A 14,972-nucleotide genomic window follows, 5' to 3' on the forward strand; every position below is an offset into this window, starting at 1 on the left:
GGAGAAGCCTCTTGAATCTGTGGACGGGAGAAATGCCGTGTGCCCGGCACCGATACCGGTACCGGGCACACGGAATCTCAGTTCAGGAGGCGCGAGCCTCCGCTTTGGCGGCTTCGCGTGCGAGGGAACGATCACGCATTTCTTCGAACTTGGTGGCCTGACGCTCGAGGTCTTCGAGGAACACGGCCAATTCTTCACGCTTGGCCTCCCCGACGCCGGTGAAGTCCTCACGTTCGAAGATCTGCCATTTCCGCAGGACCGGCCACACCACGTCCTCGAGGTGCTGACGCAGATCGTAGATACCGTGCTTGGCCATCAACACACCGTTGCGGCGGAAGTTCGGCATCCCGGCACCGGGCATCTGGAAGTTCATCACGATATGCGAGATCGCTTCCAACGTCTGATCCGGCGCGATGTCGAGGGCTGCAGCGGTGACGTTGCGGTAGAACATCATGTGCAGGTTCTCATCCGCCGCGATGCGCTGGAGCATCCGGTCGGCGATCGGGTCGTCGCACACCTTGCCGGTGTTGCGATGCGAGACGCGCGTGGCGAGTTCCTGGAAGGTGACGTACGAGACCGAATGCAACAGTCCGGTCTGTGCGCCCGCCGGTGAGGCGAAACCGTTGGTCATGTGAATCATCCGGGCCTGCTCGAGCGCGACCGGATCGACACCGCGGGTGACCACCAGGTAGTCGCGCATGACGATGCCGTGCCGGTTCTCCTCGGCGGTCCACCGTCCCACCCAGGTGCCCCAGGCGCCGTCCTGCGAAAAGTTTTCGGCGATCTCGCGGTGGTACGAGGGCAGATTGTCCTCGGTGAGCAGGTTGGTGATCATCGCTGCTCGCGCTACCTCGGAGAGGTCGCTTTGCTCCGGGTCGTAATCCACCCCACCGAGTGCAGCGAAGTTGCGGCCTTCGTCCCACGGCACGTAATCGTGCGGGTGCCACTCCTTCGCCATCGACATGTGGCGGTTCACGTTGTCTTCCGCAACAGGAACCAGCTCGTGTAGCAGCTCCAGCTGTGTCAGATCCCTCGCCATTACATTGCCTCCATACATTGCCGATATCCGGACCTAGCCTACGGCACCGTAACTTCGCTGTGAACGCTCCCGAGTTGCGTGGCGCACAGTAGTCGGCCGGGAACCAAGGCGTAGTAGCCCCCGTAGCAGTTCAATTCCCCATTGACAGTTCGTTCCCCGTAGCCGAACTGTTACCAAGTGTACGACGATGTATTTCGGATGTTGCCCGGGCCGTCGGTGGAGATGAGGGCGTCCGAGCCGAACACGCGGTGGACGGCATCCGCCACCGCGTGGACCTCCTCGGTGCCCCCAGTAGGACTCGAACCTACGACCTGCGGATTAAAAGTCCGTAGCTCTACCAACTGAGCTATAGGGGCGCGGATCGAAAGTGTAATGGGTGTTCCCAGTCGGCAGGCAGGTACCCCCAAAGAGTGTCGAGCAGCTATTTGCCGAAGCTGCTGCAACCTTCGGGCACGGGGATTCCGGCGAGCCGCTCGTCGATCCACGCGTGGGAACCAGGCAAGCCCGACACTGCGACTGTCATGTGCTCACCGAGGTATTCCTCCAACCGGACGTCGGATCCGTGGGCGCACCATTCGTCGTACAGGGTCTCGGCGCCTTCTCGGGGGATCCAAAATTCCTGCTGTCCTTGGTAGATGAAGACTGGGGCCGACGGTGCGAGGTCGCCGCCCATCCGCGTCTGAGCAATGATCTCCTCCGCGATCGGAGTGCGATCCACGTTCGGTATGTCCGAGAGTGCTTGGACGGGTATCGGTGCCACCAGCCCGCCTGGGGCGAGTAGATAGACACACATGTCCTTCGCGATCTGCGCGAGCCGAAGTCCGTTCGCGTTCATGAGTTGGAACATTTCCGGGTACTCACGGGCGACGCCGAGTGCTGCGGAGAGAAACAATGTCGATGCTGCATTGGTTCCGTTCATGGATCCGAGCAGAATGCGGTAGTCGATCGGCGCACCGCCGAACGCGGTACCGACGATGTTCACCTCCGGGGCGTAGGACGGTGCGAGTTGCGCGGCCCAACCGGATGCGATTGCGCCTCCGGAATAACCGGTCACGGCGATCGGAGATTTCTTGTCGAGCCCCAACTGCGGTAGAGCGACCATTGCTCGCAGTGCATCCAGTACTGCGTGTCCGGCCATCCGTCCGGCGGCATACGCCTGCCGGGGGCCTTGGTGGTCGGTGACCGCCACTGCATAGTTTTTGGCCAGAAAGAGCTGCACTGCAACAATTTCCGGTGCAATACCGCGGGGGAGTGTCCACGACGGTGCGCACGTGTTGCCCAGTGAATCTATTGCCATGTTGTAGGCGACGACAGGTCGACTACCTTTTCCGGTCCATGGTGCGGTGGGCACGATCACGGTGGTGGCAGCTGCGACGGGGCGGTCCTTGGAATCTGTGGATCGAAACAGGATCTGGGTGGAGGTCACCGGTGTGATCAGTGGGCCGACGTTCACCTGCCGGGTGCCGAGGATGGCTCCAGGGCTCGAATTCTCGTATCCGGCAGGCGCGTCGAACCATGGGTCCGAGAGCGATGTGGCCGCGGCAGATGCGGGATCCTGCTTCGGCGTGATGAAGTCCGTCACGGGATCGGCGCTGACCGACCACGGATGGGTAGCGATCAGTGCGGTTATGAGAACTATTCCTGCCCAACGATATAAGAGCTCTTTGACAACCATGCTGTCACCCGAATTCGTCATCTACGACCGGCTTTGTGTGTCCTTGATCACACTATGTCCAACTTCGACGTCGCGAGTTGTCAGCGACGGGTCGAGTTCGAATCGTTATCCGATTCTTTCGAGACCTGGACTGGGGCAATCGGATAACCATCGGAATGGGTGGGCCGCCCAGGAGGCGTCGAGGAAAACCGGGGTTGGGAAGTTGTCACCGAAACACATTGAATCAAGGCGTTTCTCGTGGTTCGACCTCTTGGCACCGTTGTGGATTGGCTGGAGGAGTATGTGCAGTCGATCGAGGATGTCTTTGATCGACGCGAGGATGCCGGTTCGCGATATTCAGTTGCGCAACTTCGTAGTTCGACTTTGGGTCGCCGCAGTCTCCAAGGTGGTTCTGCCGATGGCCGAGGTATGCGCAGGCTTGCTCGTGCCGAACGGGCATCGAGTCGATAACGAAGTCGCAGTACTTGTACGACCAATCGCTTCGGCTGACGGAGGGGGCGAGGGCCTTCGTGATGCGATCGAGGTCATTTTGTCGACAGGTCCTGCAATGCAGGGTAATTCGTTGAACAAGGTTATGGAGAAGCTCACGGCGTTGGCGGCGATCAAGGCCATGCATGCCGGGGTGGTGGGATACTTCGGTCAGAACGCACCGTTCCCTGGTTACGACCGCGCTCTCGGCGTCTGGCTGAGTACTGTGCTGCTGAGCGGACTGGCGACAGGATTGCGGTGGAGTTTCAAACGTCGCGATTGGCTCTGATGGCCGTCGGCAAGTCGGCCGACCGGTTCGGGGCCTTACAGTGGGGTATTATTTGTAAAGTATGCGCTTCTCGGGAGCGTCCACCCTGCCCTGCGTGAGCTAGTGGCTCGAGTGCGCACCCCCTGCAGCGCACTCGAGCCGGGTGAAGCGTACCACTCGGATTGTTTGTTTCTCGTCGTCGATTTGTCTGTTTTCTAGGTTTCTCAGGTATTTCTGGGGCTATGAACAGCTTTGTCGAGGACATGGTGACGTACGCTCGATCAGCGGTATGGACTGCTGATATGCAGAGCGCTTTTTTCGGAGGCACGAAAAGTAATGGCACAACAAGAGCGCGCACGCAGGACCAGAGCGGCGATCGTCGAGGCTGCGGCGACGGAGTTCGCCCGACGTGGATACGCGGCTGCGTCCGTCAATGCGATCCTGGAGGGCTCCAACGCCACCAAGGGTGCGATGTACTTCCACTTCCAATCGAAGGAAGATCTGGCCCGGGCAGTGCTCGTAGCTGCGCTGGAGAGGTACACCGCTATCACCGAGAAGTGGCAGGGCTCGACGCTGCATCCCTTCGAAATCATTCGCGGCATCATCGACGACATAGCGCTCGGATTTCAGACCGACGTCATAGTTCGAGCCGAGTTTCGGCTGATCGTCGAACCGGAGTTCTACAGCGAGGTCAAATCCGGGAGTGGCCGAGCATGGGGCCTGGCCGGACACGAATTGGCACGTAGGGCCCAGGAGATGGGCGACATGAAGCGGGAGTTCGGCCCGGACATATTCACCAGGGTGCTGAGCGCGTCACTGGCGGGTCAGCGGTTCATGGCCGACCTCGTGTCGGACAGCACCGAACTGCGTGCGCTGTTCCAGGAATCCCTCGAAGTACTCCTCTATGCGATGGCAACACCTCAGTGGTTGGACGCCTGGCAACGTGTCGGATGGCCACCGCTGGAACCGGCGGCCTCAAAAAGCGCCTCTGACCTGCCGGTTTGAGTTTTCCGAAAGAAGTGCCCTAAGCTATCCAAGCTCCCAACGGAATGCCGTTGAGGGTAACGTCAGAGCAGTTCGAGATTGTGGAAGCTCGTAGTTCGAGTAGCTACAAGTTCGAGCAGTTCGGCGGGCCCCCTTCGTCTAGCGGCCTAGGACGCCGCCCTTTCAAGGCGGTAGCGCGGGTTCGAATCCCGTAGGGGGTACGTTCGATCGTCGGAATTGACAATCCGGTGTGCAGTACAGCAGTCTCTTGCAGGCTGGTGCGGTTCGAAGCGGGTTGATCACCTGCTAAAGTTTGCGCCAGTTGAGTTCGACGCTAGGCCCTGTAGCGCAGTTGGTTAGCGCGCCGCCCTGTCACGGCGGAGGTCGCGGGTTCGAGTCCCGTCAGGGTCGCAAGTTCGGTGTAGATACCGAATTAATAAATCAGTACGAAGTTCAGCTCAGTACATGGCATTGTCACCGGTGCCGCCCGGCCAGGTAGCTCAGTTGGTACGAGCGTCCGCCTGAAAAGCGGAAGGTCGCCGGTTCGATCCCGGCCCTGGCCACCACAGTCTCAGTACCAAGCCTCATTCGGTTCATCCGAGTGGGGCTTTTTTGTTCTCTCGGGCGGCGAGCGAGATCGGAAATCCGGCGCCGAAACCTCCGGACTTTCACCCAGTGAGAATTCATCCCCATTGTGCTGTCGGCCACTGCTACTTTTTGGCTCTACCGAGCGGGAATGTGCCGCCTCCTGAGGAGCCAAGGACCAAAAATGCTGCACGACAAGTCAACTCGATTCGAGTTCGAGGATCGAAGCCGCCCGTGCGCGATGACCACCCCTGTCTCGCGACCAGTACTTGGGGGACGTCGATGACGACGAGTCCAGGTTCAGTGGCTCCAGAGACGATGGCGCCGCAGGCTGCCCGCTACACGAGAAAGCGTTCGGCTGCGGTGATCATCCTCGTTCTCAGTTTGGTCGAGGTCATCAGCGCGTTCGAAACCTCGATGGTGTTCGCTGCAATCCCGACCATCATCAGCGACTTCAACAGTGACGCCGCGACGGTCGGTTGGGCAGTGACCGCATTCCTCCTGGTCGCCGCTGCCTCTGCCGCGGTGTGCGGACGTCTCGGTGACATGTACGGGCGTGAGCGGGTTTTGATCGTCGTCCTGGCTATCGCCACGTTCGGCTCGTTGTTCAGCGCCATCGGCGACAGCGTGGGCGCGATCATCGGCGGCCGCGCCATCCAAGGCGTTGCAGGTGCGATTCTTCCGCTGTGCATCGGACTGGCACGTGCGCATCTGCCCAACGTGAAGGTTCCGGTTGCGATCGCGGTTATCTCGGGTACCGCCGTGGCTGCCGGTGCTGGATCGGCCTTCATCGCCGGCATGATGATCGACTACGCGAGCTGGCACATGATTTTCATCGTCGCGGCTGTATATGCGACGTGCATGCTGCTGCTCGTGGCGTTCGTGCTTCCGTGGCTTCCCCCCGTCGGGACCACCCAAAAGCTCGACTGGATCGGCACCATCGCATTCGCACCCGCCATCGCGGGAATCCTGCTGGCCATCACCAAGGGCAGTTCATGGGGTTGGACCGATGGAAAGACCCTCGGCCTGCTTGTCGGCGGTGTGGTCGTTCTCGCGCTGTGGGTTCTGTGGGAGCTTCGCGTGACCGACCCGATTGCGAACGTGCGTCTGCTTACCGATCGCAAACTCGCGTTGACGATGCTCGCGACGCTGACCCTCGCGGTCGGTCCCTTCGGAATCAGCAACTTGATCGTCCCCATCGTCCTGCAGTCGCCGTCCAGTGGCTCTTTCGGTCTCGGCATGTCACCCAGCGCGGCTGGGGCTCTGACACTTGCGGGCGCGTTGCTGGGCTTCTCTTTCACTCCGTTGAGCGGGCGTCTCTCACGAACGGTGGGTTCTCGCGTTTCGCTGCTCATCGGCGGACTCATGTATGCGGTGTCGGCGGTGCTGCTCTACGCGTTCAACGACGCCAAGCTCGGGATGTTCGCAATGGTCGTCACCGTGTCCATCGCGACATCGTTCGCCTACACTGCGCTCCCGAACCTCGTCGTCGAGTCTGTTCCGGTCGAAAACACCAGCGAAGCAACCGGTTTGAATGCAGTTGTTCGAACTGCCGGGCAGGGGATCGGCGCATCGATCGCGACGGTAATCCTGGCATCGTCCGCCATCGCGGGGAGTATCGCACCCACTGTCAGTGGATTGAACTTGGTCGTTGTGGTGATCCTCATCGGCACCGCGGCTACCATCGCACTCGCACTGATGCTGCGGCCAGGCACGGTCTACGCCGAGGCCTGAGTATCAGCGAAGCCTCGACAGCGATAAGACCACGGCACCCCAGCGGACGAATGCTGGGGTGCCGTGGTCGTCGAGCACGTCTGTAATGTACCCGCCGGCTCGAACTCGCTAGGCTTGGCCCGTGGATGTGATCGAGGAAGCCCAGCGCGATCTTGCGCGTGGGGACAATGCACACGCTCGGGACCGACTGTATGCGGCACTTCGTACGACTCCAGCGTCCCAGCCGATTTTGGAACTACTCGCCTACACCCATCTGCTGATGGGCGAACGTGCAGCAGCGGGTGCCGCCTGGTTCCTGACCTCGAAAGCAGACGGCGATCCCACAGCATCAGCTGCGTTCGCAGCATTGGAAGCGCGCTATCGGTCGCCGATCTCGTTGGCACGAGGCCTACCGATAAACGCACCTTCCGAGTACTATCCGGCCCCGGCACAGGCTCGACTCGAACGATTGTCCTCGGCTATCCGTGCGAACGGCCAACAGTGGGTTCCACCTCGCGACACGGTCTACTTCGACGAGGTGGGCGTCGATTCCGACGACTTTCTCGACGACGACCTTCCCGGTTCGAACGGTGCCTACAGCGACCGAAGTCGTCCGATTCGGCAGCGCGTGGTGGCATCGTTGATCATCTTGGCAATTGCTGCGACGTCGGCTTCGGTGATTCTGGCCATCGTGTTCGGCTGACCGCTTCTTCACGCGTTCGCAGCAGTTGCTAGCTTCCGATCAGTTCTTCCTGGGTGGCGAGTGCAGTTCCCCATCGGGCCAGGGCGACCCGACGTGTTTCCGGTTCACCGCCGTCCCTGCCTTCGGCGATGGTGATCACTGTGCGGGACAGTTCGAACAGGCTGACGCGATTGTCTCGGGCGGTCGCGAAAAGATCCGCTACTGCCCGCGCGGCACTCCCACCGCGAACGCCGACGAGGACACCCGTCGCGATGTCGACATCGGTGCGTGAAGCTGGTCCCCGAGACGTCATTGTGTCGGGACTTCTATCGATCATGAGCGGTTCCTTATTGGTTTGGTTCGGTTCTGCTGCCCATTGCGCAGACGCGCCCACTCTCCCACACCCAGTCGACGGGTACACAAGGACAAGCTCCAAGTCTCACGAAGGTGATGCTCGAACGTGGATGCGTTCGCCCTGGGGGCCGAAGAGACTCAGTATCTCCACTGGTCGATCGTCGACCGCACCGAACCAATGTGGCACGCGTGTATCGAATTCCGCGGCCTCGCCCGGCTTCATGACGATGTCGTGTTCACCGAGTACCAATCTCAATCTGCCGTTGAGAACGTAGAGCCATTCGTAACCTTCGTGAACGCGAGGATCAGGGTCGGTGCGAACGGGATCGACGACGAGCTTGTATGCCTGCATCCCACCCGGTCGTCGGGTAAGGGGGTGGATCGTCACGTGCTCGCGTCGAATCGGAGCCGAGCGCACCCGCGGATCCTCGACGGGTGGTGCGCTGACGAGTTCGTCCAAGGGGATCTGGTGTGCCCGGGCGATCGGGAGGAGTAGCTCCAGGTTCGGTTTTCGGTCGCCGGATTCGAGTCGGGAGAGTGTGCTGAGCGAGATTCCGGTCGTCTCGGCGAGTGCGGCGAGCGTGGTGCCACGCTCGCCGCGTAGTCGCTTCAGACGTGGACCCACAGCTGCGATGATGTCGTCGAAGTCCGTTTCAAGGCTGGCCATGCACCTATTGCAGTTTCAGCAAACGGATTTGTCAAACGGTGATGCGCAGGGTGAGTCGATCGCCGAAGTAGTGATCGAGCGTCCTCTCGACCTACATACTGTGAATGTGACCACCGACGTTACGTCGCAGCAAACACCTCTACGCCGCTCGCGTGTCGTGCGAGATGCATACGGTTCGACGGCGGCCGAGGCTTTCATGATCATCGCCATCGCGACGATTCTGCTCACTCGCCTGTATCTGGAATTGACCGACTACCCACAGGTCGGCGGTAAAACCCTTCACATCGCACACGCGCTGTACGGCGGCGCCCTGATGATGTTCGCCCTGTTGATCGGGTGGATGTTCATCGGGTTCGCGGTCCGCGCAATTGCCGTCCTGCTCGGCGGTATCGGATTCGGCCTGTTCCTCGACGAGGTCGGCAAATTCGTCACGAAGGACAACGACTACTTTTACGGCCCGTCTTCGGAAATCATGTATGTGCTCGTCGTCGTCCTCGTGGGTAATCGAATCGTGCGCGACATTCGACGTCCGTCGCATCAGGAGACGTTGGCCAACGCGGCACTGATAGCCGCGCATGGCATCGCACACGGATTGCCGGACCACCGGCGCGCGTGGGCTCTGCGGATGGTCGACCGGGCCGAGGCGGAGGGCGAGGATGCCGCGACCATCGCCGGGCTCCGACTCCTTCTCGAGAACTGCAGGACCGGATCGGCACGCCTGTACGACGCCCAGCAGTTCGCGCCTCGCTTGATCCCGAAGTTCTTCAAGAGCCCTCGATGGGTGTCCGTTGTTGCGTGGGGCATGACCCTCGTGTCGTTCCTGGGCGTGGTCTTCGGGATCGTCGAGTTGGTTCTCGGGAATCTCCATCTCGATACTCGCGACATGAATATCGAGGTCGAGGGTATGGGGGTAGCGAGCGGAATTCTGTTCGTGTCCTCCGTGCTGACCTTTGCGCTCGCACTGCCGTCGGCGATTCGGCTTCGTCGAGGAAAATTGTGGCCACTGCACATGCTTCGCATCGCGGCCTTGATCTTCACGCTGTTGAACGCGTTGGTCGATTTTGCTCAGGAGGGATTCAGTGCGCTGGCCAGCGTCGCGATCGGATTGATGGCGCTGGCTGTGTTTTCACATCGAATCAATGTTCGGACGGTGGAGATTGCCGAGGAGAATGCCGCACACGGCGATGTTCTCTCTATGCCCCGCTAGGGAGTTCGAGTGTGCGAGTACTGAAGAAAGTTCGAATCGTCTCGGTGAACGGATCTCGGAACTCGATCGATCGAGCCAGCAGCTGCAGCGGATGCGAATAGTCGTCACCGGCGACGTCGTAGAAGTCGGGGTAGAAGTTGTCACCCAGAATCGGCACCCCCATCGAGTTCATGTGAAGGCGCAGTTGATGTGTGCGTCCGGTGGTGGGTCGCAGAGTGTAGAGACCGTGACTCAGGTTGTGGTCGGTGAGCTCGACATGCGTTTCGGCATTCGGTTCGCCAGGTACTTCTTCGGCGCGAAGTACGCCGCGTACCTTGATCATCCGGCTACGCAGGGTGAGTGGAAGCTCGAGCTCCGGATCGAATCGTGCCACGGCGTGATAGACCTTCGTCACGGCCCGCTGCGCGAACAATTCCTGATAGGCACGGCGAACTTCGGGGCGGACGGTGAAGATCAGCACTCCCGCGGTCAGACGGTCGAGTCGATGGGCGGGGCTCAGGTCGGGTAGACCCAGCTCTCGGCGCAGTAGAACGAGCGCGGACCTGGCGATGTACGCCCCACGGGGCATCGTCGCCAGAAAGTGCGGCTTGTCGATGACCAGCAGGTCTCGGTCGTGGTGGAGGATGTCGATCGGGAACGGCACGACGGGTTCGAGCGGTGGATCGCGATAGAGATAGATATCGCTGCGCGGAACGAGCGGTGAGCTCGGGTCGAGGGGCACCCCTGCCGCATTCACCACTTCCCGTGCCGCGACTTTTTCTCGCAGACGTCTCTCATCGTGTGGGAAACGATCGACGAGATAGTCCATGACGGTGGGGAAGGTCTCGGTATCCGGCATTCGAATCCGGGTAGGACCGAGGCCGTCACGCAGGGGAAGCGGTGCGCGTGCCATGGAACAACTCTAACGTCGGATCTGTCGGTGCAACACGAGCGCTGTAACGAAGACGCGACGGCAGAGCTGTCCTCTGGCGTTCTAGATGGAGACGATCATCTTTCCGGTGTTCTCTCCGCGGAGCAGACCGATGAATGCCTGCGGCGCGTTGTCGATACCCTCGACAACGGTTTCGTCCCACTCGATGACGTTGTCGGCAAGCCATGTCGCCATCTTCCCGCTGAACTCACCGACGAGATGCTGGTAGGAGCCGGCGATGAAGCCCTTCAACATAAGTTCCTTGCCGATGGCCAGAGCCAAGTTTCGAGGCGCAGGAGTGGCTTCGGTCGAGTTGTACTGAGAGATTGCTCCGCACAATGCAATTCGGCCGTTCTTGTTCATCGACGCGATGGCAGCCTCGAGGTGGTCGCCGCCGACGTTGTCGAAGTACACATCGATTCCGTCCGGAGCGGCCTCGGCGAGCTGCTTCGTCACCGAACCGTCGTGGTAATCGAACGCAGCATCGAAGCCCAGCTCGCGTAGCCGAGCAACCTTGGCCTTGGACCCTGCGCTACCGATTACGCGAGACGCTCCGAGTGCCTTGGCGATCTGGCCGACCAGTGAACCGACGGCGCCCGCTGCACCCGAGACGAACACCACGTCACCGGGCTTGAACTGTGCCACCGCGGTGAGACCGACATAGGCGGTGAGCCCGGTCAGGCCGAGAGCCCCGAGGTAGGCAGAAGGGGACCCCTTGTCGAGGTCGACTTTCATGGCCGATCTGCCGTCGAGGACAGCGGTGTCCCGCCATCCCTTCCCGTGCAGCACGGCGTCGCCGACTGCGAAAGCGTCACTGCGGGTTTCGACTACCTCGCCCACGGCGCCGCCGTCGAGCGGTGCATCGACCTGGAACGGCGGAACGTACGACTTGACGTCGTTCATCCGGCCGCGCATGTAGGGATCGACGGACATGACGATATTGCGGACGAGTACCTGACCATCCTGAAGTTCGGGAAGGTCGATCTCGACGGTGCGGAAGTTCTCCGGCGTCGGCTCACCGTGTGGACGTGAAGCGAGATGAATTTCCTTGGCGCGCAAGGGATACTCCTAGTCTTCGGTGACCGTGACGGTCACATCGATGTTGCCGCGGGTCGCGTTGGAATACGGGCAGACCTGGTGGGCTTTGTCGGCAAGTGCCTGGGCCTCGTCGTGGGGGAGATTCGGTAGCGTGACCTCGAGCGTGACCTCGAGCTGGAATCCGCCGGCATCGTTGGGGCCGATGCCGACCTGGGCACCGACAGCCGAGTCCGTCACATCTGCCTTGTTCGCACGGGCGACCATTTGCAGGGCGGAGTGGAAGCAGGCTGCGTAACCTGCAGCGAACAGTTGCTCCGGATTGGTGCCCTGGCCGTTGCCACCCATGGCCTCGGGGATCGCGAGTTCGAGGTCGAGACGACCGTCCGAGCTGCGGGCGCGGCCGTTGCGGCCTTCTCCGGTTGCCAATGCTTCGGCGGTGTAAATGGTAGCCACAGTCATCCCTTTTCTTGGTGGAGTGCGTCGGCCAGTGCGGCCAAGACGTTCTTGAGGTTGGTGAGTTCGTCGACGCTCATGCCGGTCTGCGAGGCGAGTTGCATCGGTATGCCGGCTGCCTCGCTGCGTAGCGCGCTGCCCGCTTCGGTCAGGTGAATCTCGACTCTTCGCTCATCGGACGTGAGGCGCCGACGTTCGATGAAGCCGAGGCCTTCGAGCCGTTTGAGCAGCGGGGACAACGTCCCGGTGTCGAGATCGAGGGCGGTGCAAATGTCACGGACGCCGCGCCCGTCCTTTTCCCACAGCACCAGGAGTACCAGGTACTGCGGATAGGTGATCCCGAGTTTGTCGAGGATCGGACGGTAGGCGGCAGTGGTGGCTCGCGATGCCGAGTACAACGCAAAGCACACCTGGCGATCGAGTGCGAGTTCGTTGGTCACGTGCACAAAGGTAGCGCACGTTTAAGTTGTTCGCAACCTACATGGACCGACTGCACACTATCTCGCCGTTTCGACGGGATTCCGCCGGTCGGGCCAGACAGTGTGCAGTCAGGGGTCGAAACTAGCGAGCCAGAGCAGCGGCCTCTACGAGGTTGCGCAGTGAGGCTTCGACCTCGGCGTTACCTCTGGTCTTCAGCCCGCAATCCGGATTGACCCACAGACGACCAGCAGGAACGGCCTTCAATGCCGCCTGCAAGGAAGCGGTGATCTCCTCGACGCTCGGAACCCGCGGTGAGTGGATGTCGTACACACCTGGACCTACACCGAGATCGAATCCGACGTCATTGAGATCGTCGAGGACTTCCATGTGGGAGCGGGCGGCCTCGATCGACGTCACATCGGCGTCGAGTGCGACGATCGCATCGATCACCTCGCCGAACTCCGAGTAGCACAGGTGCGTATGGATCTGCGTGGAATCCGCTACCCCTGACGTCGACAGCTTGAATGCACGCACAGCCCATTCCAGGTAGGCCTTCTTGTCCTCTGTGCGCAACGGAAGCAGTTCGCGTAGTGCCGGTTCGTCTACCTGGACGATCGCAATTCCTGCCGATTGCAGGTCGACGGTCTCGTCGCGGATGGCCAGTGCGACCTGATCCGCGGTGTCGGCCAGCGGCTGATCGTCGCGAACGAACGACCACGCGAGGATCGTGACAGGTCCGGTCAGCATGCCCTTGACCGGCTTGTCCGTCAGTGACTGAGCAAAGGCGATCCAGTCGACGGTCATTGCACCGGCCCGGCTCACATCACCGAACAGAATGGGAGGACGCACGCATCGTGAACCGTAGGACTGAACCCAGCCATTGGCCGTGGCTGCGAAGCCGTGCAACTGCTCCGCGAAGTACTGCACCATATCGTTGCGCTCCGGCTCGCCATGTACGAGAACATCGAGGCCCAACTTCTCCTGCAGTGCAATGACATCGGCGATCTCGGCGTGCATGCGAGACACGTACTCGGCATCGTCGATCTCGCCCTTGCGTAATTCGGCCCTGGCGAGACGGATCTGCGTTGTCTGCGGGTACGAACCGATGGTCGTCGTCGGGAGCGGTGGGAGGTCGAGTCGAGCAGTCTGGGCCACCCGACGCTCGGCAGCGGGACTGCGATCGACTCTCACACCATTCTCGAGTCGCGTGCGAACCGCATTGTCGTGCACTCGGGGGTCGGTGCGACGGGATTCCGCAGCGACGCGTGCCGCAGCGAGTTCGGTTGCAACGCAATCGGTTCCCTCGCGAAGTGCACGCGCGAGCACGGTCACCTCCTCGACCTTTTCTGCGCCGAACGCCAGCCACGACCGCAGTGGATCCACGATCTGGGTCTCGGCGTCGAGCGTGTACGGAACATGAAGTAGCGAGCAGGAACTCGACACGGCGAGCGCGCCAGCGCTGCCCAACAGGCTCGCCAGCGTGGCCAGGGCCCGGTCCAGATCGGTCCGCCAGACATTGCGGCCGTCGACGATGCCTGCCACAAGAAGCTTGCTCGCCAGAGCGGGCACCGCAGCGACCTGCTCGACGGTTCCCGGGCCCGTGAGATCGACCGACAACCCCTCGATGCCGGTCGAGGCCAGTATTGGCAACGCGTCACCGAGGTACCCGAAGTACGACGCCACCAGTATTGCCGGCCTTCTCTCGACGGCGCTGAGGTAGTCGTAGGCGCGTCCGGCGGCGGCGAGTTCGGCTTCGGTTCGATCCGCGACCAGAGCAGGCTCGTCGATCTGGACCCATTCGGCACCCGCGTCGGACAGCTGTGTCAACAGATCCGCGTACAGCGGGAGGATTTCGTCGAGGCGGTCCAGCAGCCGAGCGTCACCGCCGACCGATTTCGAGAGCAGCAGAAATGTGACTGGACCGACGATCACCGGGCGGGCCGGAATATCCAGTGCGCGAGCCTCGTTCAGCTCGCCGAGAATCTTCTCCGGGTGGAGAGCGAACGTTGTGCTCGGTGCAATCTCGGGTACGAGGTAGTGATAGTTGGTGTCGAACCACTTGGTCATTTCCAAGTGCTGCACGGTGTCGTTGCCACGCGCGGCGGCGAAATACCGATCGAGATCGTCCTCGATGGCGCTTACCCGTTCGGGCAGCGCACCGAGGAGGACCGCGGTGTCGAGCACCTGGTCGTAATAGGAAAAGGTGTTGATCGGCACGGAGTCGAGCCCCGCGGACTTCAGCGAAAGCCAGTCGTCCTCGCGTAACTGCTTGGCGACAGCGCCGAGTGCGGCGGCATCGATCTTTCCGGCCCAGTAGGACTCGACAGCCTTCTTCAGTTCGCGCTTCGGGCCGATTCGGGGTGAACCGAGAACTGTCGCAGTGAATTCGAATGTCACTTCGTGTGTCTCCAGATACATGGCGTGATGGGTGGAACACCACCGTGCGCGCGAGTACGCCTGAGCCCAAGACGAGACTTCAGGTCTACTCGCCCACTCCACGGGGCGGTGA

At 61.3% G+C, this 14,972-nt stretch carries 14 protein-coding genes and 4 tRNA genes; 8 read left to right on the forward strand and 10 right to left on the reverse strand.

Annotated elements, in window-relative coordinates; all coding sequences use genetic code 11:
• Positions 1-82: 82 nt before the first annotated feature.
• From QMK32_RS08230 to QMK32_RS08240, 3 genes are all read right to left on the reverse strand, one after another.
• Positions 83-1,039 (reverse strand): acyl-ACP desaturase, encoded by a 957-nt coding sequence (locus tag QMK32_RS08230; protein ID WP_283474244.1) that lies wholly within the window; start codon positions 1,037-1,039, stop codon positions 83-85.
• 283 nt (positions 1,040-1,322) lie between these two features.
• A tRNA-Lys gene (locus QMK32_RS08235) sits at positions 1,323-1,395 on the reverse strand.
• 65 nt (positions 1,396-1,460) lie between these two features.
• Complete coding sequence (locus QMK32_RS08240; protein WP_283474245.1) at positions 1,461-2,714, reverse strand: lipase family protein; 1,254 nt, start codon at positions 2,712-2,714, stop codon at positions 1,461-1,463.
• A gap of 298 nt (positions 2,715-3,012) precedes the next feature.
• On the opposite strand from QMK32_RS08240, the gene QMK32_RS08245 reads away from it, so the two are divergent.
• From QMK32_RS08245 to QMK32_RS08275, 7 genes are all read left to right on the forward strand, one after another.
• Positions 3,013-3,471, forward strand: a complete 459-nt coding sequence (locus QMK32_RS08245) for a magnesium transporter CorA family protein (protein WP_283474246.1) — start codon at positions 3,013-3,015, stop codon at positions 3,469-3,471.
• Positions 3,472-3,786: 315 nt separating this feature from the next.
• Positions 3,787-4,455, forward strand: coding sequence for a TetR family transcriptional regulator (locus tag QMK32_RS08250; protein ID WP_283474247.1), 669 nt, complete (start codon positions 3,787-3,789; stop codon positions 4,453-4,455).
• Positions 4,456-4,582: 127 nt separating this feature from the next.
• Positions 4,583-4,655: transfer RNA gene (locus QMK32_RS08255), tRNA-Glu, on the forward strand.
• Positions 4,656-4,771: 116 nt separating this feature from the next.
• A tRNA-Asp gene (locus QMK32_RS08260) sits at positions 4,772-4,845 on the forward strand.
• A gap of 78 nt (positions 4,846-4,923) precedes the next feature.
• Positions 4,924-5,000, forward strand: a tRNA-Phe gene (locus QMK32_RS08265).
• A gap of 301 nt (positions 5,001-5,301) precedes the next feature.
• Entirely contained in the window at positions 5,302-6,753 is a 1,452-nt protein-coding gene (locus tag QMK32_RS08270; RefSeq protein ID WP_283474249.1) for an MFS transporter, read from the forward strand.
• 121 nt (positions 6,754-6,874) lie between these two features.
• Positions 6,875-7,435 carry a DUF6584 family protein gene (locus QMK32_RS08275; RefSeq protein WP_283474250.1) on the forward strand — a complete coding sequence of 187 codons (561 nt, stop codon included), beginning with the start codon at positions 6,875-6,877 and terminating at the stop codon, positions 7,433-7,435.
• A gap of 28 nt (positions 7,436-7,463) precedes the next feature.
• Here the strand turns inward: QMK32_RS08275 and QMK32_RS08280 are convergent, their stop codons facing one another.
• Complete coding sequence (locus QMK32_RS08280; protein ID WP_283474252.1) at positions 7,464-7,751, reverse strand: ANTAR domain-containing protein; 288 nt, start codon at positions 7,749-7,751, stop codon at positions 7,464-7,466.
• A 102-nt stretch (positions 7,752-7,853) separates the two neighbouring features.
• The gene (locus QMK32_RS08285) at positions 7,854-8,435 is read right to left on the reverse strand and encodes a helix-turn-helix domain-containing protein (protein WP_283474254.1); all 582 of its coding nucleotides are present in this window, start codon (positions 8,433-8,435) and stop codon (positions 7,854-7,856) included.
• 196 nt (positions 8,436-8,631) lie between these two features.
• Here QMK32_RS08285 and QMK32_RS08290 point away from each other — a divergent pair, with 196 nt between their 5' ends.
• On the forward strand, positions 8,632-9,642 hold the full coding sequence (locus tag QMK32_RS08290; RefSeq protein WP_283474717.1) for a hypothetical protein: 1,011 nt from the start codon (positions 8,632-8,634) through the stop codon (positions 9,640-9,642).
• Here QMK32_RS08290 and QMK32_RS08295 read toward each other — a convergent pair.
• From QMK32_RS08295 to metE, 5 genes are all read right to left on the reverse strand, one after another.
• On the reverse strand, positions 9,629-10,534 hold the full coding sequence (locus QMK32_RS08295) for a pseudouridine synthase (RefSeq protein WP_283474256.1): 906 nt from the start codon (positions 10,532-10,534) through the stop codon (positions 9,629-9,631). The genes QMK32_RS08290 and QMK32_RS08295 overlap by 14 nt on opposite strands.
• 81 nt (positions 10,535-10,615) lie before the next feature.
• Positions 10,616-11,611: an NADP-dependent oxidoreductase gene (locus QMK32_RS08300; protein WP_283474257.1), complete on the reverse strand. Its 996-nt coding sequence runs from the start codon at positions 11,609-11,611 to the stop codon at positions 10,616-10,618.
• 9 nt (positions 11,612-11,620) lie between these two features.
• Entirely contained in the window at positions 11,621-12,043 is a 423-nt protein-coding gene (locus tag QMK32_RS08305) for an organic hydroperoxide resistance protein (protein ID WP_269301197.1), read from the reverse strand.
• A gap of 2 nt (positions 12,044-12,045) precedes the next feature.
• Positions 12,046-12,483, reverse strand: a complete 438-nt coding sequence (locus QMK32_RS08310) for a MarR family winged helix-turn-helix transcriptional regulator (protein WP_269301196.1) — start codon at positions 12,481-12,483, stop codon at positions 12,046-12,048.
• 121 nt (positions 12,484-12,604) lie between these two features.
• Complete coding sequence (gene metE / locus QMK32_RS08315) at positions 12,605-14,860, reverse strand: 5-methyltetrahydropteroyltriglutamate--homocysteine S-methyltransferase (protein ID WP_283474258.1); 2,256 nt, start codon at positions 14,858-14,860, stop codon at positions 12,605-12,607.
• Positions 14,861-14,972 lie beyond the last annotated feature (112 nt).

Source organism: Rhodococcus sp. H29-C3 (genome assembly GCF_030063405.1).
Classification (GTDB): Bacteria; Actinomycetota; Actinomycetes; order Mycobacteriales; family Mycobacteriaceae; genus Rhodococcoides.

What these genes read in the sequence shown, in the direction of transcription:
- QMK32_RS08230 (WP_283474244.1), bottom strand. Translation starts at nt 1,039, where the DNA reads ATGGCGAGGGATCTGACACAGCTGGAGCTGCTACACGAGCTGGTTCCT.
- QMK32_RS08290 (WP_283474717.1), top strand. Translation starts at nt 8,632, where the DNA reads ATGATCATCGCCATCGCGACGATTCTGCTCACTCGCCTGTATCTGGAA.
- QMK32_RS08270 (WP_283474249.1), top strand. Translation starts at nt 5,302, where the DNA reads ATGACGACGAGTCCAGGTTCAGTGGCTCCAGAGACGATGGCGCCGCAG.
- QMK32_RS08295 (WP_283474256.1), bottom strand. Translation starts at nt 10,534, where the DNA reads ATGGCACGCGCACCGCTTCCCCTGCGTGACGGCCTCGGTCCTACCCGG.
- QMK32_RS08250 (WP_283474247.1), top strand. Translation starts at nt 3,787, where the DNA reads ATGGCACAACAAGAGCGCGCACGCAGGACCAGAGCGGCGATCGTCGAG.
- QMK32_RS08280 (WP_283474252.1), bottom strand. Translation starts at nt 7,751, where the DNA reads ATGATCGATAGAAGTCCCGACACAATGACGTCTCGGGGACCAGCTTCA.
- QMK32_RS08245 (WP_283474246.1), top strand. Translation starts at nt 3,013, where the DNA reads ATGTCTTTGATCGACGCGAGGATGCCGGTTCGCGATATTCAGTTGCGC.
- QMK32_RS08240 (WP_283474245.1), bottom strand. Translation starts at nt 2,714, where the DNA reads ATGGTTGTCAAAGAGCTCTTATATCGTTGGGCAGGAATAGTTCTCATA.
- QMK32_RS08285 (WP_283474254.1), bottom strand. Translation starts at nt 8,435, where the DNA reads ATGGCCAGCCTTGAAACGGACTTCGACGACATCATCGCAGCTGTGGGT.